This is a genomic window from Streptomyces sp. NPDC058335, from assembly GCF_042723915.1.
In the GTDB taxonomy this organism is placed as follows: domain Bacteria; phylum Actinomycetota; class Actinomycetes; order Streptomycetales; family Streptomycetaceae; genus Streptomyces.
In genome coordinates, this window is the sequence record NZ_JBHXHX010000013.1 from 106,843 (window position 1) to 126,663 (window position 19,821).

The following is a 19,821-nucleotide window of genomic DNA, read 5'->3' on the forward strand; positions in this document are numbered from 1 at the left end:
CCGGGGGGGCCGGGGGGGTTCCCGGGGGCCCGCCCCCGGGGGGGGGGGGGGGGGTGGGGGGGGGGGGGGGGCGCCGGGGGCCCCCCGCCCCCCCCCGCCCGGGTTCCCGGCTGTCGCCGTCAGGGAGTCAGGGAGCCTCCACCCATAGGTGGAGGGCGCGGCCAGCGGAGATCCACCCACGACCCGGCGCATCCGGGCCGAGCACTCCGGCACTCAGGTCGTGGTGCTCACGACCTTCGGGGACGATGCGTCCTTGTTCCCCGCGCTCAGAGCGGGTGCACGCGGTCACCTCACCAAGGACGCGGGTGGCGACGAGATCGTGCGGGCCGTGCAGAGCGTCCTGCCGGGGGACGCGGGACTGTCGCCGGGCGTCCAACGGCGGCTGCTGAAGCGTCTCTCGGCGCCCGAGCCGGAGCCGGCGGCGCCCGTCCGGTCCGCCCGACGGGCTGACCGCACGGGAGACGGAGGTGCTCGTCCTGATCGCCGAAGGGCGCAGCAATCAGGAGATCGCCCGCCAACTGCAGGTGTCCACGGCGACCGTGAAGACCCACATCAACAACATGTTCACGATGACCGGGATCAACGACCGGACACAGACGGTGCTCCACGCGTTCAGGAAGGGGCTGGTGCGGCCGCCGACGGGGTGAACGGCCCTTCGTCACCTGATGGAGTGAAGCGCGCGGGGAAGAAGAGTCAGGGATCTTCCCGTTCTGTCCATCCTTGGGCATGCAGTCAAGCAACGGCCGTGCCCGCGGCAGCGAGCACGGTTCCGAGAGTCCGGGCGACCATTGGCAAGGCATGGGCCCGGCGTCCGCCGAGACACCGGGGGACATGCGGTACGAGGACCCGTGGTACGACGCGCTCGCCTCGGGGTGGGGCGAGGCGGGCACCCTGAACACGCCCGTGTCCGAGGTTCCGGGAGCGCGTCGGGAGCGTACGGACCGGGCCGCCGCGGCGGCTCAGGTCTACGTCGAGGTGCAGCGCAGCGAGGCGTTCCAGGAGGTCCGCAGCCGATACCGGCGGTTCGTGATTCCCGCGGTCATCGTGTTCTTCCTCTGGTATGTGGCCTATGTCGTGACGGCGACGACCGCACCCGGATTCATGGCCCGTCCGGTGTGGGGCGCGGTGAACGTGGCGCTCCTCGCGGGGCTCGGGCAGTTCCTCAGCACGTTCCTGCTCACCTGGGCCTACTCTCGCCACGCACGGCTGCACAGGGACCGCGCGGCGCTCGAACTGCGCTGGGACACCCAGGAACTGACGCGTGAGGCACGGGGCGGTGTGGTGTGACCGGCAACCATCAGACGCTGGCGCTGCTGCTGTTCAGTGTCTTCGTCGCGATCACGCTGGGAATCACGACATGGGTGAGTCGCAGCCGGCAGGGTTCGGCGGAGGAGTTCTATGCGGGCGGACGGCTGTTCTCCCCCATGGAAAATGGTTTTGCCATCGCGGGCGACTACATGTCGGCCGCCTCCTTCCTGGGTATCTCGGGGCTCATCTCCCTCTTCGGCTACGACGGTCTGCTGTACTCGGTGGGCTTTCTCGTGGCTTGGCTCGTCGTGCTGTTCCTCGTGGCCGAACTGGTGCGCAACTGCGGGCGCTTCACGCTCGCCGACGTCATTGCCGCGCGGATGAACGAACGCCCCGTGCGGATCGCGTCGGGGACGGCCTCGGTCACCGTGTCCGTTCTCTACCTGGTGGCGCAGATGGTGGGTGCGGGCAGCCTCGTCGCGCTCCTGCTCGGCGACACCGGCGAGGCGGCCCAGGCGTGGGCCGTGATCGGCGTCGGCGCCCTCATGGTGATCTATGTGTCGCTGGGAGGGATGCGGGCCACCACATGGATCCAGATCGTGAAGGCGGTCCTGCTGCTCGGTGGCACGATCGTGCTCACCGTGCTCGTCCTGGTGCGTTTCCACGGCGACTTCGACCGGCTGCTGCGCACGGCCGCCGAGCGCAGCGGGCACGGAGCCGCGTTCCTGGCGCCCGGCCTGAAGTACGGCGGGGACTGGATCGCCCGATTCGACTTCATGAGCCTGGGGCTCGCACTGGTGCTGGGCACGGCGGGGCTGCCGCACATCCTGTCGCGCTTCTACACCGTGCCGACGGCGCGGGCCGCCCGGCGTTCCGTCGTCTGGTCGATCGGACTCATCGGCGGCTTCTACCTGATGACGATCGTCCTCGGCTTCGGTGCGGCGGCGATCGTCGGCCCGGACGCCGTACGCGGCTCCAACGCCTCGGGGAACACGGCGGTTCCGCTCCTGGCCCTCGACCTGGGGGGTGGAGCCGGCTCCACCGGAGGGACGGTGCTGTTCGCGATCGTGGCGGCCGTCGCCTTCGCCACGATCCTCGCCGTGGTCGCGGGGATCACGCTCGCCTCCTCGGCGTCGGTGGCCCACGACCTGTACGCCTCGCTGCGACGCAGGCACGCCGCACCGCGCAGCGAGGTGACCGTCGCGCGGATCGCCGCCGTCGGCATGGGTGTCGTGGCGATCGGTCTCGGCCTGCTGGCCCGCGATCTCAACGTCGCCTTCCTGGTCGGACTCGCCTTCGCCGTCGCCGCGTCGGCGAATCTGCCGGTCCTCCTGTACTCGCTGTTCTGGCGGGGCTTCACCACACGGGGCGCAGTCTGGGCGATCTACGGCGGGCTGGTTCCGGCCCTGGTGCTCGTCGTGCTGTCGCCCGTCGTGTCGGGCAGCCCCCAGTCGATCTTCCCCGACGTCGACTTCCAGATCTTCCCGCTCCAGAACCCGGGACTCGTCTCGATCCCACTGGGCTTCCTCGCCGGCTGGCTCGGCACGGTCACCTCGACGGAGGTTCCGGACAAGGCCAAGCACGCGGAGACCGAGGTCCGGTCGCTGACGGGCGCGGGGGCGGTTTAAGACCTGTTCGGGTCATGCCGGACTCGCGGGCGGTGCCGGTCGGCCGGCATGGTGCGGCCCAGGCCGGACCTGCACGACGGAATTAGTCGACAAAGCAACAGGCCGACACCTGGGGCGGGGACGGACTGACGCCCGGTCCGTCCCCGCCCCAGCAGGCGTACCTCAGCCGCGGGTCGCCCACACGTACCGGTGTTCCGGGCGGCCCGCGTCGCCGTACTTCAAGGTGAGCCGGGCTCTGCCCGTGCGCTCCAGCAGCTTCAGATAGCGCTGGGCGGTCTGGCGGCTCACCCCGGTGCGCTCGGCGATCTCCTGGGCGGACAGGGGCCCTTCCGCGTTCATCAGGGACTGGCGCACGAGTTCCGCCGTGGTGGGGGAGTGCCCTTTGGGCAGCCCCGGTTCCGACGGCGCGGACAGGGCGCCGAAGATGCGGTCGACGTCGGCCTGTTCGGCCTCGCCGCCGCTGTCGAGCGTGCGGCGCAGCTCCGCGTACGCCTCCAGCTTGCCGCGCAGGCCCCCGAAGTTGAACGGCTTGACCAGGTACTGCAGAGCGCCCTGCCGCATCGCTGCCTGCACCGTCGTGACGTCCCGCGCGGCCGTCACCATGATCACGTCGGTCTGGTGGCCGCGCCTGCGCATCTCCTGCACGACCTCCAGACCCGTCTCGTCGGGGAGGTAGTGGTCGAGCAGGATCAGGTCGAGCCGCGGCAGCAGTTCCACTTGGCGGAGCGCTTCGGCCGCACTGTGCGCCTCGCCGGCGACATGGAAGCCCGGCACCTTCTCGACGTAGGCGGCGTTGACCTGGGCGACCCTGATGTCGTCGTCCACGACCAGGACCTCGATCATCGGGCCTCCTCCTCGACGGTGCTCTGTGCGGGTGCGGCCAGGGCGGGTTCCAGCTCGGCCTCGGTCAGGGCCTCGGGCAGTACGACGGTGAACTCGGCGCCCCCGCCGGGAGCATCGCTCACGGACGCGCCGCCGCCCTGCCGCTCGGCGAGCCTGCGCACCAGGGAGAGGCCGATGCCCCGCTTGCCGTGGGCCGGCGGCTTCTTCGTGGACCACCCCTCGGTGAAGATCAACTCGTGATGCTCGGCCGGGATTCCCGGCCCCGTGTCCCGCACCCGCAGCACGGCGCTACGGCCCTCGGTCCGCAACTCGACCTCCACGCGCGCGTGCGGAGTGCCGGCCACGGCGTCCAGCGCGTTGTCCACCAGATTGCCGACGACCGTCACCAGCCCGCGCGGGTCGACCAGCCGGTCGGGCAGCCGCGTGCCGTCCGAGATCCACAGGGCGACGCCACGCTCGGCCGCCACGGTCGCCTTGCCGACCAGCAGGGCGGCGAGCAGCGGATCCCCGATCTTCTCGGTCACCTGCTCCGCGGTGGCCCGGTGGTCGCCCACCACCTCGTCGACGAAGTCCACGGCGTCGTCGTACATCTCCAGTTCGAGCAGCCCCAGGAGCGTGTGCATGCGGTTGGCGTGCTCGTGGTCCTGGGCACGCAGGGCGTCGATCAACCCGTGCGTGGAGTCGAGTTCCCGCCCCAGTTGCTCCAGCTCGGTGCGGTCCCGCAGGGTGGCCACGGCACCGCCGTCGTCGGTGGGCATCCGGTTGACGACGAGCACGCGCTGTCCCCGGACGGCGATCAGGTCCGTGCCGGTCACCCGGCCGGCCAGGACGTCGGACGTACGGCCCTCACCGAGCGCCTCGTCCGGTGACCGGCCCACCGCCTCCTCACCGATGCCCAGGAGGCGCTGTGCCTCGTCGTTCAGCAGGCGGACGCGGCCCGTCCGGTCCAGGGCGACGACGCCCTCCCGGATGCCGTGCAGCATCGCCTCCCGTTCCGAGAGCAGCGCCGAGATGTCGGAGAACGCCAGGTCACGGGTCTGTCGCTGGACCCTCCGGGAGATCAGCCAGGCGGCCAGCGCACCCACGGCGAGGGCGCCTCCCGCGTAGGCGAACAGCCCCGGGATGGCGTGGATCAGCCGGGCGCGCACGCTGTCGTACTCGATGCCGACCGAGACCGCCCCGACGATCCTGCCGTCGTCGTCGCGCAGGGGCACCTTGCCGCGGGCCGAGCGGCCCAGCGTGCCGTTGTCGATCTCCATGACGTCCCGGCCGGCCAGGGCCTCGCTGGGGTCCGTCGAAACGTGGCCGCCGACCTCCTGGGGCTCGGTGTGGGACCAGCGCGTGCCGCGGAGGTCCATCACCACCACGTACTCGGCCCCGCTCGCCTTGCGGATCCGCTCCGCCGCCTGCTGCACGGGTCCGTCGACCGACGGCGGTGTGTGCTGAAGGTCCTCGGTGATCTGCGGTACGGCCGCGGTGGTCTGGGCGATGGCGAGCGCGCGGCGCATGGCCTGGTCGTCCAGCTGGTCGCTGAGCGGGGCCAGGAACAGACCGGTCGCGAGCACGACGACTCCCGCGGCGATCGCCAGCTGCATCAGCAGGATCTGCGAGAACACGCGCCGGGGCATCCCGAGGCGCAGGCGACGGACGGGGGGAGTGGGGCTCATACCCACGACGGTACGTGGGCGGGCCGGAAGAACCGTAGTGGCGTGTCGTGTGGATCTCTTGATCGACTCAAGAGGAAACGGTTCCGCGATCACCTCGGGGCGAGATCGATCGTGACGGACCGGCCGATCAGCCGACCAGCGCCGCCGCCCTGAGTGCGTGCACCGCCACCACGTCCATCCGCGCGGGTGACCCGAGGACCGCCGCCCCGCAGCTCTCCGGGCGGGGTGGCAGGGAAGCGCCCTGGGCAACGACCACCCGCCAGTGCCGACCGTCCACGTGGGCGACGGTCACCTCCCAGCGCGGCGCCTCGCCCTGCGTACGGACGACGCTGAGAGCCTCGGCCGCGTACTCGCCGGTCGCCGTCCGCACGGCCAGCTCCGCCGCCTGACCGGGCCGTTCCCACGCCGAGTTCCCGCGGCACCCCTCCACGACGACACGGCCCTCCTGGGCGCCGTGCAGTACCTCCTTCACGGAGTGGGCCTGGGCGCGGCCGTAGGCGTAGCCGTACGGCAGGACGAGCACGGTCGGTGAGAACCGATGACCGCCCAGATGGGTGACCTCCCAGACACCGTCGACGCCCGACGCGGACAGTTCGGCGGCGAGGGGACGGCCGAGGAGGGCACAGCAGCGGTCGCGCTTGCCGTTGGTACAGACGAGGGCGAGCGGGTCGCCGGTGTGGGGGCGGCCGTGGAGTGCCGTGTCGAAGGTGTGGTGGTCACCTCGGCCGAGCGCGGCGAAGTCGAGGTCCAGCAGCCGGCCGGGGTCATCGGTGGTGGCGCTGCGCAACCACACTCTGCCGGGGACCGTGTGGGCCGCGTACACCTTGCGGTGGGAAGCGGTGCCGAGGTCGGCGTGCGGACCGGGGCGCCGGATGAGCGCGACGCGAACGCCGGTGCCCTGCGCGGCGGCCTCGAGGGCGCGGCCCAGCGAGGGGTCCAGGTGGCTCGACGTGAGCGCCTTGGCACCCCAGGGGCCAGGCTGCTCCAGCAGCAGCCAGGTCGTCGCCGTCGCCGCGGTCCCGGCCATGGGCTCGTCGAGGTCCCGCGAGACGGTCGTGCACGTACTCACAGAGGTGAGCCTAACCTGACTTCGCCCGCAGCGACTTCCGGTCGGGCATGTGTCCCGATGGGCGGCACGCGCGCGCGTGCCGCCCGACCCCTGGCAACCGTGGCATTGCGCCTGTTCAGCCGGTCCGGCGGACCTACTCCGGGAGCGGCCGGGGAGGTTTGGGGCCCACATAGAGGCCGCTCGGACGCATGCGCAGGGGACGTTCGCCGTACTCCTCCAGTGCGTGCGCGATCCAGCCCGCCGTCCGGGCGACGGCGAAGACGGTCTCGCCCGCCGACGCCTCCATCCCGCAGGACGCGGTGAGGACGGCCAGCGCGAGGTCGACGTTGGCGTGCAGCGGGGTGTGCCGGGCGGTCGTGGCCACGATGTCGCGGGCGGCGGCCAGCGCCGGCGCCGCTTCGGGGATCTCTTCCAGAAGGGCGAAGAGGGCACGCGCGCGGGGGTCCTCCTGCGCGTAGAGCCGGTGTCCCAGGCCGGGGATGCGGCGGCCGGCCCGCAGCTCCTCCGCGATCACGGGTCCCGCGGAGCCCTGGTCGAGCACTTCGAGCACCAGCCGGTGCGCGAGCCCGCTCGCCGCGCCGTGCAGGGGGCCCTCGATCACTCCGAGACCGGCGGTGACGGCCGCGTAGGCGTGTGCGCGGGCGCTGGCCGCCACCCGCACCGCGAGCGTCGACGCGGCCAGGTCGTGGTCGACGAGCAGGGCGAGCGCGGTGTCCAGGATGTGCAGCGGCGCCTCCGCCGCGGGCTGCCAGCTGAGCCGTCCCCACAGCCGCTGTGCCAGGGAGCCGCCGTCCCGGTGGGTGGGCAGTTTCGGCGGCAGGGCGGCGACGAGGGTCGGGATGAGACTGCGGGCGGCGCCGAGCACCGCGTCCTGGGACAGGTCGAAGCGGAGCGGGTCCACCACCGCGGCGGCGATCGCGGCGACGCGCAACCGGTCGGTGGGACCGGTGTGTTCGGGCAGCGAGTCGACCGCGCGGCGGGCGGCCTCGACGGAGGCCCGGGGTGCGGTGAAGGTGGCTCCGGTCCGCATCCGGCCGGTCCACAGCCACTCGGCGACCTCTTCGTACGAGTGCCGGGCCGCCAGTTCGGTCGCGTCTACGCCCCGGTAGTAGTACCGGTCCTGGTCGATGAGCGTGAGGCGGGTGCGTACGGACTGCTCGGCGCCCGTGCCCGGACTCCCGTTGCTCTCCCGCCTGTTGCGCCGCGCGAGCGTCTCGACCTCCTGAGCGTCGAACGTGCTGCCCCGGCCGCCGGGCACGCGCCGGCTGCTGAGCTGGCCGCGGCTGACGTACGCGTACACGGTCTCGGGCTTCACGCCGAGCAACTCGGCGGCCTCTTTGGTGGTCAGCCGTCGTTCCGGGTGGCCGGGGCCGGGTTCCTGATCGCGCATGAGGTCACCGTATCCACAGGAAGCATATATTGATTCAATCAATATTGACAGAGATTCAGTCAATCATGGACAGTCAAATCAAGTTCAAGGAGGAAACCATGTCCGTCAACAGGTCCGCAGCCACACTCGTCGAGGTACCGCGAGGACTTGCCGGTGTCGTTGTCGCCGACACCGAGGTCGGTGACGTCCGGGGACGCGAGGGCTTCTACCACTACCGCCAGTACTCGGCCGTCGACCTCGCCCACAGCCGCCCGTTCGAGGACGTCTGGCATCTCCTCGTCCACGGCGACCTGCCGGACGCACCCCGCGCCGCCGCCTTCGCCGCCGAGACCGCGACTCTCCGGAGGCTTCCCGGCCAGGTGGCGACGGCCCTGCCGGCCATCGCGGCGGCAGGCGCGCACGCCGAGCCGCTCGTCGGCCTGCGGACGGCCCTGTCGCTGCTCGGCGCCGCGAAGGGCTTCCGGCCGGTCTACGACACCGACGCCGACCGGCGCCGGGAGGACACCCTCGCCGCGGCCGCCGCCGTACCGACGCTGATCACCGCGCTGTACCGGCTGGGGAAGGGCCTCGAGCCCGTCGAGCCGCGGGAGGATCTCTCGTACGCGGCGAACTACCTGTACATGTTGACCGGCGCCGAGCCGGAACCGGAGCGGGCACGTGCCGTCGAGCAATACTTGATCTCCACCATTGACCACGGCTTCAACGCGTCCACCTTCACCGCCCGGGTCGTCACCTCGACAGGCGCGGACGTGGCCGCCTGTCTGGTCGCCGCCGTGGGTGCGCTGTCGGGCCCCCTGCACGGCGGAGCGCCCAGTCGTGCGCTGGACACCCTTGATGCGATCGGCGCCCCCGACCGCATCGACTCGTGGATCCGCGAGCGGGTTCTGGCGGGGGATCGCATCATGGGGTTCGGTCACGCCGTCTACCGGACCGAGGACCCGCGCTCGCGCATGCTCCGCGAGATCGCCCAGCGCTTCGGGGGACCACGCGTCGACTTCGCCGTGGAGGTCGAGCGGCAGGTCGAGGCGATCCTCGCCGAGCTGAAGCCGGGCCGGGAACTCCACACGAACGTGGAGTTCTACGCGGGAGTCGTCATGGAGCTGTGCGGGCTGCCCCGAGAGATGTTCACCCCCACCTTCGCGGCGGCCCGTGTCGTCGGTTGGAGCGCCAACATCCTGGAGCAGGCGGAGGACAAGAAGATCATCCGGCCCGCGGCGCGCTACGTGGGGCCTCGGGCGCCGGTCCCCGTGTCGGCGGCCTGAGCCGGAGTGCGACCGTCTCGGTGTGTCCGCCCCTGAAGGGGCCCGGAGAACGCATGTGGCCTGGTGCCGTTCTGGCGCCAGGCCTCATCGGTGGTGATCGAGCAGGGACGGGGTGCCGGGCTGCTCGCCGGGTGACCGCCGGCTCGCTCAACGGTTGCGCGCGGCCGGGGTGGTGGGCGACGGGACGGGTCTTCGGATGGACCGTGCTCGTGCGGTGGGGTCAGGCGTCGGGAATGTCCGCCTTGGCGCGGATCAGGGTCTCTCTGCTCACGACGACGATGCGTTCGTAGTCGGCGCGTGCGGCGTCCGCGGGCAGTTCACCGTCCAGCGCCTCGGTGGCCTCGGTGCCGATGACGGCGAAGTTGCCGTCACTGAGTTCGAACACATCCGGGCAGTTGGCTCCCGAGTTACTGCCTCGGGCGCTCGGAGGCACACCGATGCGGCGCACGATCTTCAAGAGGGGTACCGGTCCTTCAGAAGGGTCTGGGCAGAGTGCAGAGCAAAAAGTACCGGGACCGGTGGTGTTGTTGGGGCAGCATCGCTGAAGTTGTGTCGACGACGCCCAGGAGTTGACCTGATCGGCGGTGCGGGCCGCGCTCACTCGGTCGGCGGATTGCCCACCACCCACCATTCGTCCGTGTCGGCCTCGTCGAGATCCTTGACGAGGCCGTCCACCATGTGTCCGATCCTGGCCTCGTCGGACGACTGCTTCAGGGTCGCGCGCTGGCTCTGCGAAGCCTCCCAGTACTCCCGGAACAGCGGGCTCTGAAAGAACTCGCGCAGATACGTGTACAGCTCCTCCCGGTCCACGATGCCCGCGCGGTAGAGGTGGAACAGGTGGGCGTACCACGCGTTGGCGTACAGGAACTGGCGGCGCTTCTCCGCCGGGATGCTCTTGTCGTAGGTGTCGATCACCGCGGCGAGGGACGGGTCGTCGATCGCCCTGGCCAGCAGTTCCCAGTGCATGCGCTGCTGATGTGCCAGAGCCTTGCGTCGGAACGCCAGCTCCTCGAGTTCCAGCCGGCGCTCGTCCAGGCGGGCCGTCTCGAGATACCGGTGCCGGGCTGCCAGCACCGCCGTGCCGGCCGTGAGCAGCAGGCCGAGCGTGGCGGATGCCAGCTTCCCCGCAGCGTGCTTTCGTGTGGCCATGTCAACCCCCGAATCAGGCGACCGCCAGCCGGTCGTCGGTTGCGGGTCGGCTGACGGGGACCGGCGAGCGGTGGGCGGCGCTTGCCGTCTCCCAGGGTGCCGAGCGGCTCTGATCGGCGGGGGAGGCGGAGAGGAGGCGCACGGAGGGAAGTGAGGGTTGCACACCACGGCGCCTTGCCCAACGTCTGCCCCGCCAGCGCTGCTAACAATCGTTCACTCAGCGGTGATTCTTCCGGCTCGTATCCTGACTGCGCATTCAATCCTCGACCGTGCGCCGGGCCGCGAGCCGGTGCACGCGTAGGTGTCAGAGAGGTCGCACGTTGACGCAGAGCCGCACTCCGCAGCAGATCCCGGTCGTCGTACTCGCCGGATTCCTGGGTTCCGGCAAGACGACGCTGCTCAACCACCTTCTCCACCGCAGCGGAGGCAGCCGTATCGGCGCGATCGTGAACGACTTCGGTTCCATCGAGATCGACGCCATGGCCGTGGCGGGCGCGCTCGGCGACTCCACCGTCTCCCTCGGCAACGGCTGTCTGTGCTGCGCCGTCGACGCCAGCGAGCTGGACGTCTACCTCGAACGCCTTGCGCGTCCCTCCGCCGGCATCGACGTCATCGTCATCGAGGCCAGCGGGCTCGCCGAGCCGGGGGAACTCGTCCGGATGGTCCTCGCGAGCGAGCATCCGGGGATCGTGTACGGCGGCCTCGTCGAGGTCGTCGACGCCGCCGAGTTCGACGAGACCCGCGCCAGGCACCCCGAGATCGACCGGCACCTCGCCCTCGCCGACCTCGTCGTGGTGAACAAGCTCGACCGGACGCCCGACGCCGACCGCGTCCTCGGCCTCGTCCGCTCCCTCACCGACCGGGCAGCCGTCGTCCCGGCAACCTACGGCCGTATCGACCCCGAGTTGCTCTTCGACTGCCGGCCGAGCGAGGAGCGCGTCGGGCAGCTCTCCTTCGACGACCTGCACCGACAGGACGGCGGCGACAGCCACGACGGCCACGACGGGCATGACGCTCACAGCGATCACGTTGATCACGTCGATCATCTGCACACCGCCTACGACAGCCTGTCCTTCGTCTCCGAAGTCCCGCTGGACCCGCGCCGGTTGATGCCGTTCCTCGACAGCCGGCCCGAGGGGCTCTACCGCATCAAGGGGTACGTCGACTTCGGGCCGCACGACCCCGCCAACCGGTACGCCGTACACGCCGTCGGGCGCTTCCTGCGCTTCTACCCGGAGCCCTGGGGCCCCGCCGAGGAACGCCGCACCCAGCTCGTCCTCATCGGCTCCGGCATCGACACCGCCGCCCTCGCCAAAGAACTGGGGGCCTGCGAGAACGACGCCCCGCACGCCGACGAGCGCGGCATGTGGGGCGTCCTTCGCTACGTACAGGATCCCGAGGAACAGACCGGCGAAGAGGCCGTCGAGGAGGCCTAGACCGGGCCGGCCACCACCGACACCGTCTTCCCCAGCGACATGCCCGAGCCGTCCCGGCGCGGGTCGATCTCCGGCAGGTCGACCGGGGTGCCGTTCTTCTGCGCGGCCCGTGCCGGGACGGGCCCCGCCCAGGCCAGGGACAGGCAGTCCTCGCCCTTCAGGAAACGCTGGCAGCGCACGCCGCCGGTCGCACGCCCCTTGCGCGGGTACTGGTCGAACGGGGTCAGCTTGGCGGTCGTCTGGACGGAGTCGTCCAGCGTGCCGCGCGAGCCCGCGACCGTGAACACCACCGCCTCCGCAGCCGGGTCCACGGCCGTGAAGGAGATCACCTTCGCGCCCTCGGTGAGCTTGATGCCCGTCATACCGCCGGCCGGACGGCCCTGCGGGCGGACGTGCGCCGCCTGAAAGCGCAGCAACTGGGCGTCGTCCGTGATGAAGACCAGGTCCTCGTCGCCCGTGCGTAGCTCGACCGCGCCGACGATCCGGTCGCCCTCCTTGAGGGAGATGACCTCCAGCTCGTCCTTGTTGGTTGGATAGTCGGGCACCACCCGCTTGACGACACCCTGTTCGGTGCCGAGCGCGATGCCCGGCGAGGACTCGTCGAGCGTGGTCAGGCAGACCACCGTCTCGTCACCCTCCACGGGGACGAACTCCGTCAGCGGGGCGCCGCCGGAGAGGTTGGGTGCCGACGCGGTGTCCGGCAGCTGCGGCAGGTCGACGACGTTGATCCGCAGCAGTCGGCCCGTCGAGGTGACCGCGCCGATCTCCCCGCGCGCGGTGGCCGGCACCGCCGACACGATCACGTCGTGCTTGGTCCGCCGGGCGTCCGCGTCCTCCGCGAAGGGCTCGGCGTTCGCCGTACGGGCCACCAGACCCGTGGAGGAGAGCAGCACCCGGCACGGGTCGTCGGCGACCTGGAGAGGCACCGTGGAGGCCGGTGTGCCCGCCGACTCCAGCAGGACCGTACGACGCTCGGTGCCGAACTTCTTGGCGACCGCGGCCAGTTCGGCCGAGACCAGCTTGCGCAGCTCCGCGTCCGACTCCAGGATCCGGGTCAGCTCGGCGATCTCCTCGTTGAGCTTCTCCTGCTCCGCCTCCAGCTCGATGCGGTCGAACCTGGTCAGCCGGCGCAGCGGCGTGTCGAGGATGTACTGGGTCTGGATCTCCGACAGGGAGAAGCGCTCGATCAGGCGCTCCTTGGCCTGCGCGCTGTTGTCGCTGGAGCGGATCAGGCGGATGACCTCGTCGATGTCGACGAGCGCCGTGAGCAGGCCCTCCACCAGGTGCAGGCGGTCGCGGCGCTTGGTCCGGCGGAACTCGCTGCGCCGCCGGATGACCTCGAAGCGGTGGTCGAGGTAGACCTCGAGCAGCTCCTTCAGGCCCAGCGTGAGCGGCTGGCCGTCCACCAGCGCCACGTTGTTGATGCCGAAGGACTCCTCCATGGGCGTCAGCTTGTACAGCTGCTCCAGGACGGCCTCCGGTACGAAGCCGTTCTTGATCTCGATGACCAGGCGCAGCCCGTGCGCGCGGTCGGTGAGGTCCTTGACGTCGGCGATGCCCTGGATCCGCTTCGAGCCGACCAGGTCCTTGATCTTGGCGATGACCTTCTCGGGGCCCACGGCGAAGGGCAGTTCGGTGACGACCAGGCCCTTGCGGCGGGCCGTCACGGTCTCCACCGACACCGTGGCGCGGATCTTGAAGGTCCCGCGGCCCGTCTCGTAGGCGTCCCTGATACCGGAGAGGCCGACGATCCGGCCGCCGGTGGGCAGGTCGGGTCCCGGGACGTGCTTCATCAGCGTGTCCAGATCCGCGTTCGGGAAGCGGATCAGGTGGCGGGCGGCCGAGATGACCTCGCCCAGGTTGTGCGGCGGCATGTTCGTGGCCATGCCGACCGCGATGCCCGAGGAACCGTTGACCAGGAGGTTCGGGAAGGCGGCGGGCAGGGCCACCGGCTCCCGCTCCTGGCCGTCGTAGTTCGGGGTGAAGTCGACCGTGTCCTCGTCGATGGACTCGGTCATCAGGCTCGTCGCCGCGGCCTGCCGGCACTCCGTGTACCGCATGGCGGCCGGCGGGTCGTCGTTGCCCAGCGAGCCGAAGTTGCCGTGGCCGTCGACCAGGGGCACGCGCATGGAGAACGGCTGGGCCATGCGGACCAGGGCGTCGTAGATCGACGCGTCGCCGTGCGGGTGCAGCTTGCCCATGACTTCGCCGACGACGCGCGCGCACTTCACGTATCCGCGGTCGGGGCGCAGGCCCATCTCGTTCATCTGGTAGACGATGCGGCGGTGGACGGGCTTGAGGCCGTCGCGGGCGTCCGGCAGGGCGCGGGAGTAGATGACCGAGTACGCGTACTCGAGGAAGGAGCCCTGCATCTCGTCGACGACGTCGATGTCGAGGATCCGCTCCTCGTACGAGTCGTCGGGCGGCGGGGTCTTCGTGCTGCGGCGGGCCATCGCTGCCGGCTCCTCCTGTTTCCTGGTCGCTCGCCTGCGGGGCGCTCACGTCGGTGTCGACGCGCGCCCTTCGGCTCACTCTTGCTGAGGCGTGTGACGGGATGTACGCGGACCATTGTGGACCGTGGCACTGACAGCGCGTCCCAGGGTCCGGGCGTCGGCGACCGGACCGGCCGGAGAGGCACCTCGTCCACGGCTGCCCGCAGGCTACGCGATCTCGCTCTCGGCGTACGCCGCCCGGGAACTTCGCCGCCGCTCCGCACGCTTGCATACAGTGGCAGGACCGGCAGGAAAACCGCGGTTTCGACGACCGCGTCCGCGATCGGAAGGACGTACATGCCCATGGGTCACACGGCCACAGCCCAGGCAGGCTCCGGGGGCCTGACAGCGAGCGAGCACCGCCTGGCCAACGGCCTGCGCGTGGTGCTCTCCGAGGACCACCTGACCCCCGTCGCGGCGGTGTGTCTCTGGTACGACGTCGGCTCGCGCCATGAAGTCAAGGGCCGTACCGGCCTTGCTCACCTTTTCGAGCACCTGATGTTCCAGGGCTCCGCCCAGGTCAAGGGCAACGGTCACTTCGAGCTGGTCCAGGGCGCGGGAGGCTCGCTCAACGGCACGACGAGCTTCGAGCGCACCAACTACTTCGAGACCATGCCCACCCACCAGCTGGAGCTCGCCCTCTGGCTGGAGGCCGACCGCATGGGCTCCCTGCTCGCCGCGCTGGACGACGAATCGATGGAGAACCAGCGCGACGTCGTCAAGAACGAACGCCGCCAGCGCTACGACAACGTCCCCTACGGCACGGCGTTCGAGAAGCTGACCGCCCTCGCCTACCCGGAGGGCCACCCGTACCACCACACGCCGATCGGTTCGATGGCCGACCTGGACGCGGCGACGCTGGAGGACGCCCGCGCGTTCTTCCGCACGTACTACGCGCCCAACAACGCCGTCCTGTCGGTCGTCGGCGACATCGACCCGGAGCAGACGCTCGCCTGGATCGAGAAGTACTTCGGCTCCATCCCCGCCCACGACGGCAAGCCCCAGCCCCGTGACGGCTCGCTGCCCGACATCATCGGCGAACAGCTGCGCGAGGTCGTCGAGGAGGAGGTCCCGGCCCGCGCGCTGATGGCCGCCTACCGGCTGCCGCAGGACGGCACGCGTGCGTGCGACGCGGCCGACCTGGCGCTCACCGTGCTCGGCGGCGGCGAGTCCTCCCGCCTGTACAACCGCCTGGTCCGCCGCGACCGTACGGCCGTGGCGGCCGGCTTCGGCCTGCTGCGCCTGGCCGGCGCGCCCTCCCTGGGCTGGCTCGACGTCAAGACGTCCGGCGACGTCGAGGTGCCCGTCATCGAGACGGCCATCGACGAGGAGCTGGCCCGGTTCGCCGAGGAAGGCCCCACGGACGAGGAGATGGAGCGCGCCCAGGCCCAGTTGGAGCGCGAGTGGCTGGACCGCCTGGGCACGGTCGCCGGCCGCGCCGACGAACTGTGCCGGTACGCGGTGCTGTTCGGTGACCCGCAGCTCGCCCTGACCGCCGTCCAGCGAGTGCTGGAGATCACCGCGGAAGAGGTCCGGGAGGCGGCCAGGGCCCGCCTGCGCCCCGACAACCGCGCCGTACTGGTCTACGAGCCCACCGAGCCCGCCGAGAACACCGCCGACGAGGACGAGAACGAGGAGGCGGCCCAGTGACCGAGCTCGCCGCGATGGACTTCCACCCCCAGCCCCGGGCGGGCGAGGCCAGGCCCTGGGCGTTCCCGGCCCCCGCGCGCGGGACGCTCGACAACGGCCTGACCGTCCTGCACTGCCACCGCCCCGGCCAGCAGGTCGTCGCCGTCGAGGTCATCCTCGACGCGCCCCTGGACGCCGAGCCGGCCGGCCTCGACGGCATCGCCACGATCATGGCGCGGGCCTTCTCCGAGGGCACCGACAAGCACTCCGCCGAGGACTTCGCCGCCGAGCTGGAGCGCTGTGGCGGGACCCTCGACGCGCACGCGGACCACCCCGGCGTCCGCCTGAGCCTGGAGGTTCCGGTCTCCCGCCTGGCCAAGGGCCTCGGCCTCGTCGCCGATGCGCTGCGGGCGCCCGCGTTCGCCGACAGCGAGATCGAGCGACTCGTCCGCAACCGTCTGGACGAGATCCCGCACGAGCTGGCCAACCCGTCCCGGCGTGCCGCCAAGGAACTCTCCAGGGAGCTGTTCCCGGCGACCGCGCGCATGTCGCGCCCGCGCCAGGGCACCGCGGACACCGTGGAGAAGATCGACTCCGCCGCCGTACGCGCCTTCTACGAGAAGCACGTCCGCCCCGCCACGGCCACCGCCGTGGTCGTCGGCGACCTCACCGGTGTCGATCTCGACGCACTCCTCGGCGACACCCTGGGCGCCTGGACGGGCTCCGCGGGCCAGCCGCGTCCGGTGCCGCCGGTGACCGCCGACGACACCGGACGGGTCGTCATCGTGGACCGCCCCGGCGCCGTCCAGACGCAGCTGCTGATCGGCCGCATCGGCGCCGACCGGCACGCGCGCGTGTGGCCCGCGCAGGTGCTCGGCACGTACTGCCTCGGCGGCACCCTCACCTCCCGGCTGGACCGCGTCCTGCGCGAGGAGAAGGGCTACACCTACGGCGTGCGCGCCTTCGGGCAGGTCCTCAGGTCCGCGCCGGACGGCTCGGGCGCCGCGATGCTGGCCATCAGCGGCTCCATCGACACGCCGAACACCGGTCCCGCGCTGGAGGACCTGTGGAAGGTGCTGCGCACCCTCGCCGAGGGCGGCCTGACCGACGCCGAACGTGACGTCGCCGTGCAGAACCTCGTCGGGGTGGCGCCCCTGAAGTACGAGACGGCCGCCGCCGTGGCGGGCACGCTGGCCGACCAGGTCGAGCAGCACCTGCCCGACGACTACCAGGCGACGCTGTACCAGCAGCTCGCCGCGACCGGCACCGTGGAGGCCACCGCGGCGGTAGTGAGCGCCTTCCCGGTGGACCGCCTGGTGACGGTCCTCGTCGGCGACGCGGCCGCGATCAAGGCGCCGGTCGAGGCCCTCGGTATCGGTGAGGTGAAGGTCGTCTCCGCGGAGTAGAGCGCCGGAGGAGATCGCGGAACAGGAACGCTGAGCGGACCGCGGACCGCGGACCGCGGAGCAGGACGCGGCGCCGCGCGCGAAGGGGCCCTGGTGGACGGATGTGCCACCAGGGCCCCTTGATGTCCGAATTGGGAGAAAGGTTGCCTGTCTGCCCTGTGGCATGCGCTACAAAAGCCGTGTTCTGTTTGGGGATTGACGGCCGCCGCGTCTAGTTTCAACCGGGCTGTTCGTCAGGCAGTGCGCCGCAACCGCGGCACCGGACAGTCATCGCCGAGTCCCCGCATGGCGCGAGCCAGGGGAGCCGGGGACCCAACTAGGCAGTCCCTGGGGTGAATCGGACGCCCGCGCGTTTCGCGAGGGGGTCCGTAGGAGACCTTCCTGCTCCGAACCCGTCAGCTAACCCGGTAGGCGAGAGGGAAGGAAAGGACCGCTCAACTACATGGCGTCCACTTGCGCCACCGGGAAGCACCGTCGTCCCAGCCGGATGAAGCGCACCACCGCCCGTGCGGCGGGCATCGCGGCGCTCACCACCACCGGTGTCATCGGCGCCGTCGCCTCCAGCTCCGCCCTCGCCGCGGAGAACCCCGCCGAGCAGACCGGCCTCATCCCGGTCGTCAGCATCGGCGACACGGTCGCCGAGCAGATCGACGACCAGGCCGCCGCGCAGAAGCAGGCCGCCGCGCAGGAGGCCGAGCGCAAGGAGGCCGCCGCCCAGGCCGCGGCGAAGGCCAAGGCGGAGCGCGAGGCCAGGGTCCGTGCCGCCCGCGCGGCCGAGCGGGAGCGCCTGAACACCTTCGTGTCGCCGATCAGCGGCTCCTACGTCTCCACCGGCTACCGGTCCGGCGGCTCCCTGTGGTCCTCCGGCAGCCACACCGGCATCGACTTCCACGCCTCCAGCGGCACCCCCGTGCGCGCGGTGGGCCTCGGCACCGTCGTCGAGGCCGGCTGGGGCGGCGCCTACGGCAACCAGGTCGTGATCCGGATGAACGACGGCACGTACACCCAGTACGGCCATCTGTCGTCCATCGGCGTCTCGGTGGGCCAGAAGGTCGCTCCCGGCCAGCAGATCGCCCTGTCCGGCGCGACCGGCAACGTCACCGGCGCGCATCTGCACTTCGAGGCCCGCACCAGCGCGGAGTACGGCTCGGACATCGATCCGGCCGCCTACCTCCGCACGCACGGCGTGAACATCTGACGACGTACCGCGACAGATCGTATGGCCCTGGCCCTCGTGGCCGGGGCTTTCGTCGTTTCAGGGACCGTGCTGTCCAAAAAATATCCATGGATTCCGGCCCGCCATCGGAAATTCCCGCTGATTGCAATAGAGTCACGGAACACACGTCAATCGTCGACGTTTCACGGGGATTAAGGCGGAGGTCGGTCATGCGTATTCCGGCGCACTCGGTGTGCACGGCCATCCGGGACGACATCGTCGCGGGTGTCTACGAGCGTGGCAGCCGCCTCACCGAGGAACTCCTCGCGCGCCGCTACGGCGTTTCGCGTGTCCCCGTCCGGGAGGCCCTGCGCACACTCGAGGCGGAGGGCTTCGTCGTCACGCGGCGGCACGCGGGCGCGTGCGTCGCCGAACCGACCGAGCAAGAGGCCGCCGACCTGCTGGAGATGCGCATGCTGCTGGAGCCGCTCGGCGCAGCCCGGGCCGCCCAGCGGCGCACCGAGGCGCATCTCAAGGTGCTCCGCGGCCTCGTCCGGCTGGGCCAGGAGCGCGCCAGGCGGGGCAACAGCGAGGATCTGCGCTCCCTGGGGGGCTGGTTCCACGAGACCCTCGCACAGGCCTCCGGCAGCCACGCCCTGACCTCGACGCTCACCCAGCTGCGGCACAAGATCTCCTGGATGTACGCGGTGGAGGCGCCGGCCAGTCCGGTGGAGTCCTGGGCGGAGCACGGCGCGATCGTGGACGCGGTGGCGCGCGGTGACGCGGAGCGCGCGCGGGCGGTCACGGCGCTGCACACCGAGCGCGCGACCTCCGCGCACCGGCTGCGCTTTTCCGGCGGCGACCGCCAGGACCGTGTGAGGACTTCGCAACACGTCGTAAACATGTCCGGCCTCCGGCATTAACAGGAGGGCCGTATACAAAGAAGGGAATTCGGCGGAGAGATATTTCCGCTGCTCTTTTTCCGGCGCGCCCCGCATTTTGGTGGCGCGCCCTTCGCATGCCTGCGGACTATTTCAGGCATGCCTCCGGCAATTCCATCCGGGTCCGGAAAGCAGCGGAGCCGCGCCACCCGGATGGGGCGACGCGGCTCCGTGGTTGCCGTGAGCGGCAGCCGGCTCAGACAGTCTCGGGAAGCTCCTCGAGACCCTCGGCGACCAGCTTGGCCAGCCGGTCGAGGGCGATGTCCGCACCCTCGGCCTCGGAGGCGAGGACGATCTCCTCGCCGCCCTGGGCGCCCAGGCCGAGGACGGCCAGCATGGAGGCCGCGTTGACGGGGTTGCCGCCCGCCTTGGCGATCGTCACCGGGACGCCTGCGGCCGTGGCGGCTCGGACGAAGATGGAAGCGGGGCGGGCGTGGAGGCCCTCGGCCCAGCCGACGTTGACGCGGCGCTCAGCCATGTGATGCTGCCCTTCAGTGTCTCAGGT

16 protein-coding genes, 1 pseudogene and 1 riboswitch are annotated in these 19,821 nt (G+C 71.1%); of the genes and pseudogenes, 9 read left to right on the forward strand and 8 right to left on the reverse strand.

Features of this window, described 5'->3' with window-relative positions:
* Positions 1–181 precede the first annotated feature (181 nt).
* The 3 genes and pseudogenes from ACFWJX_RS25310 to ACFWJX_RS25320 form a co-directional block, all read left to right on the forward strand.
* Positions 182–647: pseudogene (locus ACFWJX_RS25310) on the forward strand (DNA-binding response regulator); the annotation flags it as partial.
* 79 nt (positions 648–726) lie between these two features.
* A complete protein-coding gene (locus tag ACFWJX_RS25315) occupies positions 727–1,287 on the forward strand; it encodes a DUF485 domain-containing protein (protein ID WP_383247329.1) in 561 nt (186 codons plus the stop codon).
* A complete protein-coding gene (locus ACFWJX_RS25320; protein ID WP_383247332.1) occupies positions 1,284–2,876 on the forward strand; it encodes a cation acetate symporter in 1,593 nt (530 codons plus the stop codon). Before ACFWJX_RS25315 ends, ACFWJX_RS25320 begins: the two co-directional genes overlap by 4 nt.
* Positions 2,877–3,038: 162 nt before the next feature.
* On the opposite strand, the gene ACFWJX_RS25325 is transcribed toward ACFWJX_RS25320, so the two are convergent.
* From ACFWJX_RS25325 to ACFWJX_RS25340, 4 genes are all read right to left on the reverse strand, one after another.
* Positions 3,039–3,719, reverse strand: coding sequence for a response regulator (locus ACFWJX_RS25325; protein WP_383247335.1), 681 nt, complete (start codon positions 3,717–3,719; stop codon positions 3,039–3,041).
* Complete coding sequence (locus tag ACFWJX_RS25330; protein ID WP_383247338.1) at positions 3,716–5,386, reverse strand: ATP-binding protein; 1,671 nt, start codon at positions 5,384–5,386, stop codon at positions 3,716–3,718. The genes ACFWJX_RS25325 and ACFWJX_RS25330 overlap by 4 nt, the downstream gene beginning before the upstream one ends.
* A 127-nt stretch (positions 5,387–5,513) precedes the next feature.
* Entirely contained in the window at positions 5,514–6,455 is a 942-nt protein-coding gene (locus ACFWJX_RS25335; protein WP_383247342.1) for a sucrase ferredoxin, read from the reverse strand.
* 133 nt (positions 6,456–6,588) lie between these two features.
* Positions 6,589–7,845: a citrate synthase gene (locus tag ACFWJX_RS25340; protein WP_383247345.1), complete on the reverse strand. Its 1,257-nt coding sequence runs from the start codon at positions 7,843–7,845 to the stop codon at positions 6,589–6,591.
* 98 nt (positions 7,846–7,943) lie between these two features.
* On the opposite strand from ACFWJX_RS25340, the gene ACFWJX_RS25345 reads away from it, so the two are divergent.
* Positions 7,944–9,107: a citrate synthase/methylcitrate synthase gene (locus ACFWJX_RS25345; protein WP_383247347.1), complete on the forward strand. Its 1,164-nt coding sequence runs from the start codon at positions 7,944–7,946 to the stop codon at positions 9,105–9,107.
* Between the two features lie 220 nt (positions 9,108–9,327).
* On the opposite strand, the gene ACFWJX_RS25350 is transcribed toward ACFWJX_RS25345, so the two are convergent.
* Positions 9,328–9,564, reverse strand: coding sequence for a hypothetical protein (locus tag ACFWJX_RS25350; RefSeq protein WP_086772214.1), 237 nt, complete (start codon positions 9,562–9,564; stop codon positions 9,328–9,330).
* A gap of 140 nt (positions 9,565–9,704) precedes the next feature.
* Entirely contained in the window at positions 9,705–10,256 is a 552-nt protein-coding gene (locus ACFWJX_RS25355; protein WP_383247350.1) for a DUF6082 family protein, read from the reverse strand.
* 320 nt (positions 10,257–10,576) lie between these two features.
* Between ACFWJX_RS25355 and ACFWJX_RS25360 the strand changes: the two genes are divergently transcribed.
* Positions 10,577–11,692 carry a CobW family GTP-binding protein gene (locus tag ACFWJX_RS25360; RefSeq protein WP_383247353.1) on the forward strand — a complete coding sequence of 372 codons (1,116 nt, stop codon included), beginning with the start codon at positions 10,577–10,579 and terminating at the stop codon, positions 11,690–11,692.
* Here the strand turns inward: ACFWJX_RS25360 and ACFWJX_RS25365 are convergent.
* Positions 11,689–14,145 carry a DNA topoisomerase (ATP-hydrolyzing) subunit A gene (locus tag ACFWJX_RS25365; protein ID WP_383247356.1) on the reverse strand — a complete coding sequence of 819 codons (2,457 nt, stop codon included), beginning with the start codon at positions 14,143–14,145 and terminating at the stop codon, positions 11,689–11,691. The genes ACFWJX_RS25360 and ACFWJX_RS25365 overlap by 4 nt on opposite strands.
* A 336-nt stretch (positions 14,146–14,481) precedes the next feature.
* On the opposite strand from ACFWJX_RS25365, the gene ACFWJX_RS25370 reads away from it, so the two are divergent.
* The 4 genes from ACFWJX_RS25370 to ACFWJX_RS25385 all read left to right on the forward strand — a co-directional run bounded on the left by ACFWJX_RS25370 (position 14,482) and on the right by ACFWJX_RS25385 (position 19,298).
* Entirely contained in the window at positions 14,482–15,834 is a 1,353-nt protein-coding gene (locus ACFWJX_RS25370) for a M16 family metallopeptidase (protein ID WP_383247358.1), read from the forward strand.
* Positions 15,831–17,219 carry a M16 family metallopeptidase gene (locus ACFWJX_RS25375; protein ID WP_383247361.1) on the forward strand — a complete coding sequence of 463 codons (1,389 nt, stop codon included), beginning with the start codon at positions 15,831–15,833 and terminating at the stop codon, positions 17,217–17,219. Before ACFWJX_RS25370 ends, ACFWJX_RS25375 begins: the two co-directional genes overlap by 4 nt.
* 261 nt (positions 17,220–17,480) lie before the next feature.
* Positions 17,481–17,648, forward strand: a riboswitch (cyclic di-AMP (ydaO/yuaA leader).
* Positions 17,649–17,661: 13 nt separating this feature from the next.
* On the forward strand, positions 17,662–18,417 hold the full coding sequence (locus tag ACFWJX_RS25380) for a M23 family metallopeptidase (RefSeq protein WP_383247364.1): 756 nt from the start codon (positions 17,662–17,664) through the stop codon (positions 18,415–18,417).
* A gap of 188 nt (positions 18,418–18,605) precedes the next feature.
* Positions 18,606–19,298, forward strand: a complete 693-nt coding sequence (locus tag ACFWJX_RS25385; protein ID WP_319251686.1) for a GntR family transcriptional regulator — start codon at positions 18,606–18,608, stop codon at positions 19,296–19,298.
* A 214-nt stretch (positions 19,299–19,512) separates the two neighbouring features.
* Here the strand turns inward: ACFWJX_RS25385 and ACFWJX_RS25390 are convergent, their stop codons facing one another.
* A complete protein-coding gene (locus ACFWJX_RS25390; protein ID WP_383247368.1) occupies positions 19,513–19,794 on the reverse strand; it encodes an HPr family phosphocarrier protein in 282 nt (93 codons plus the stop codon).
* Positions 19,795–19,821: the final 27 nt, after the last annotated feature.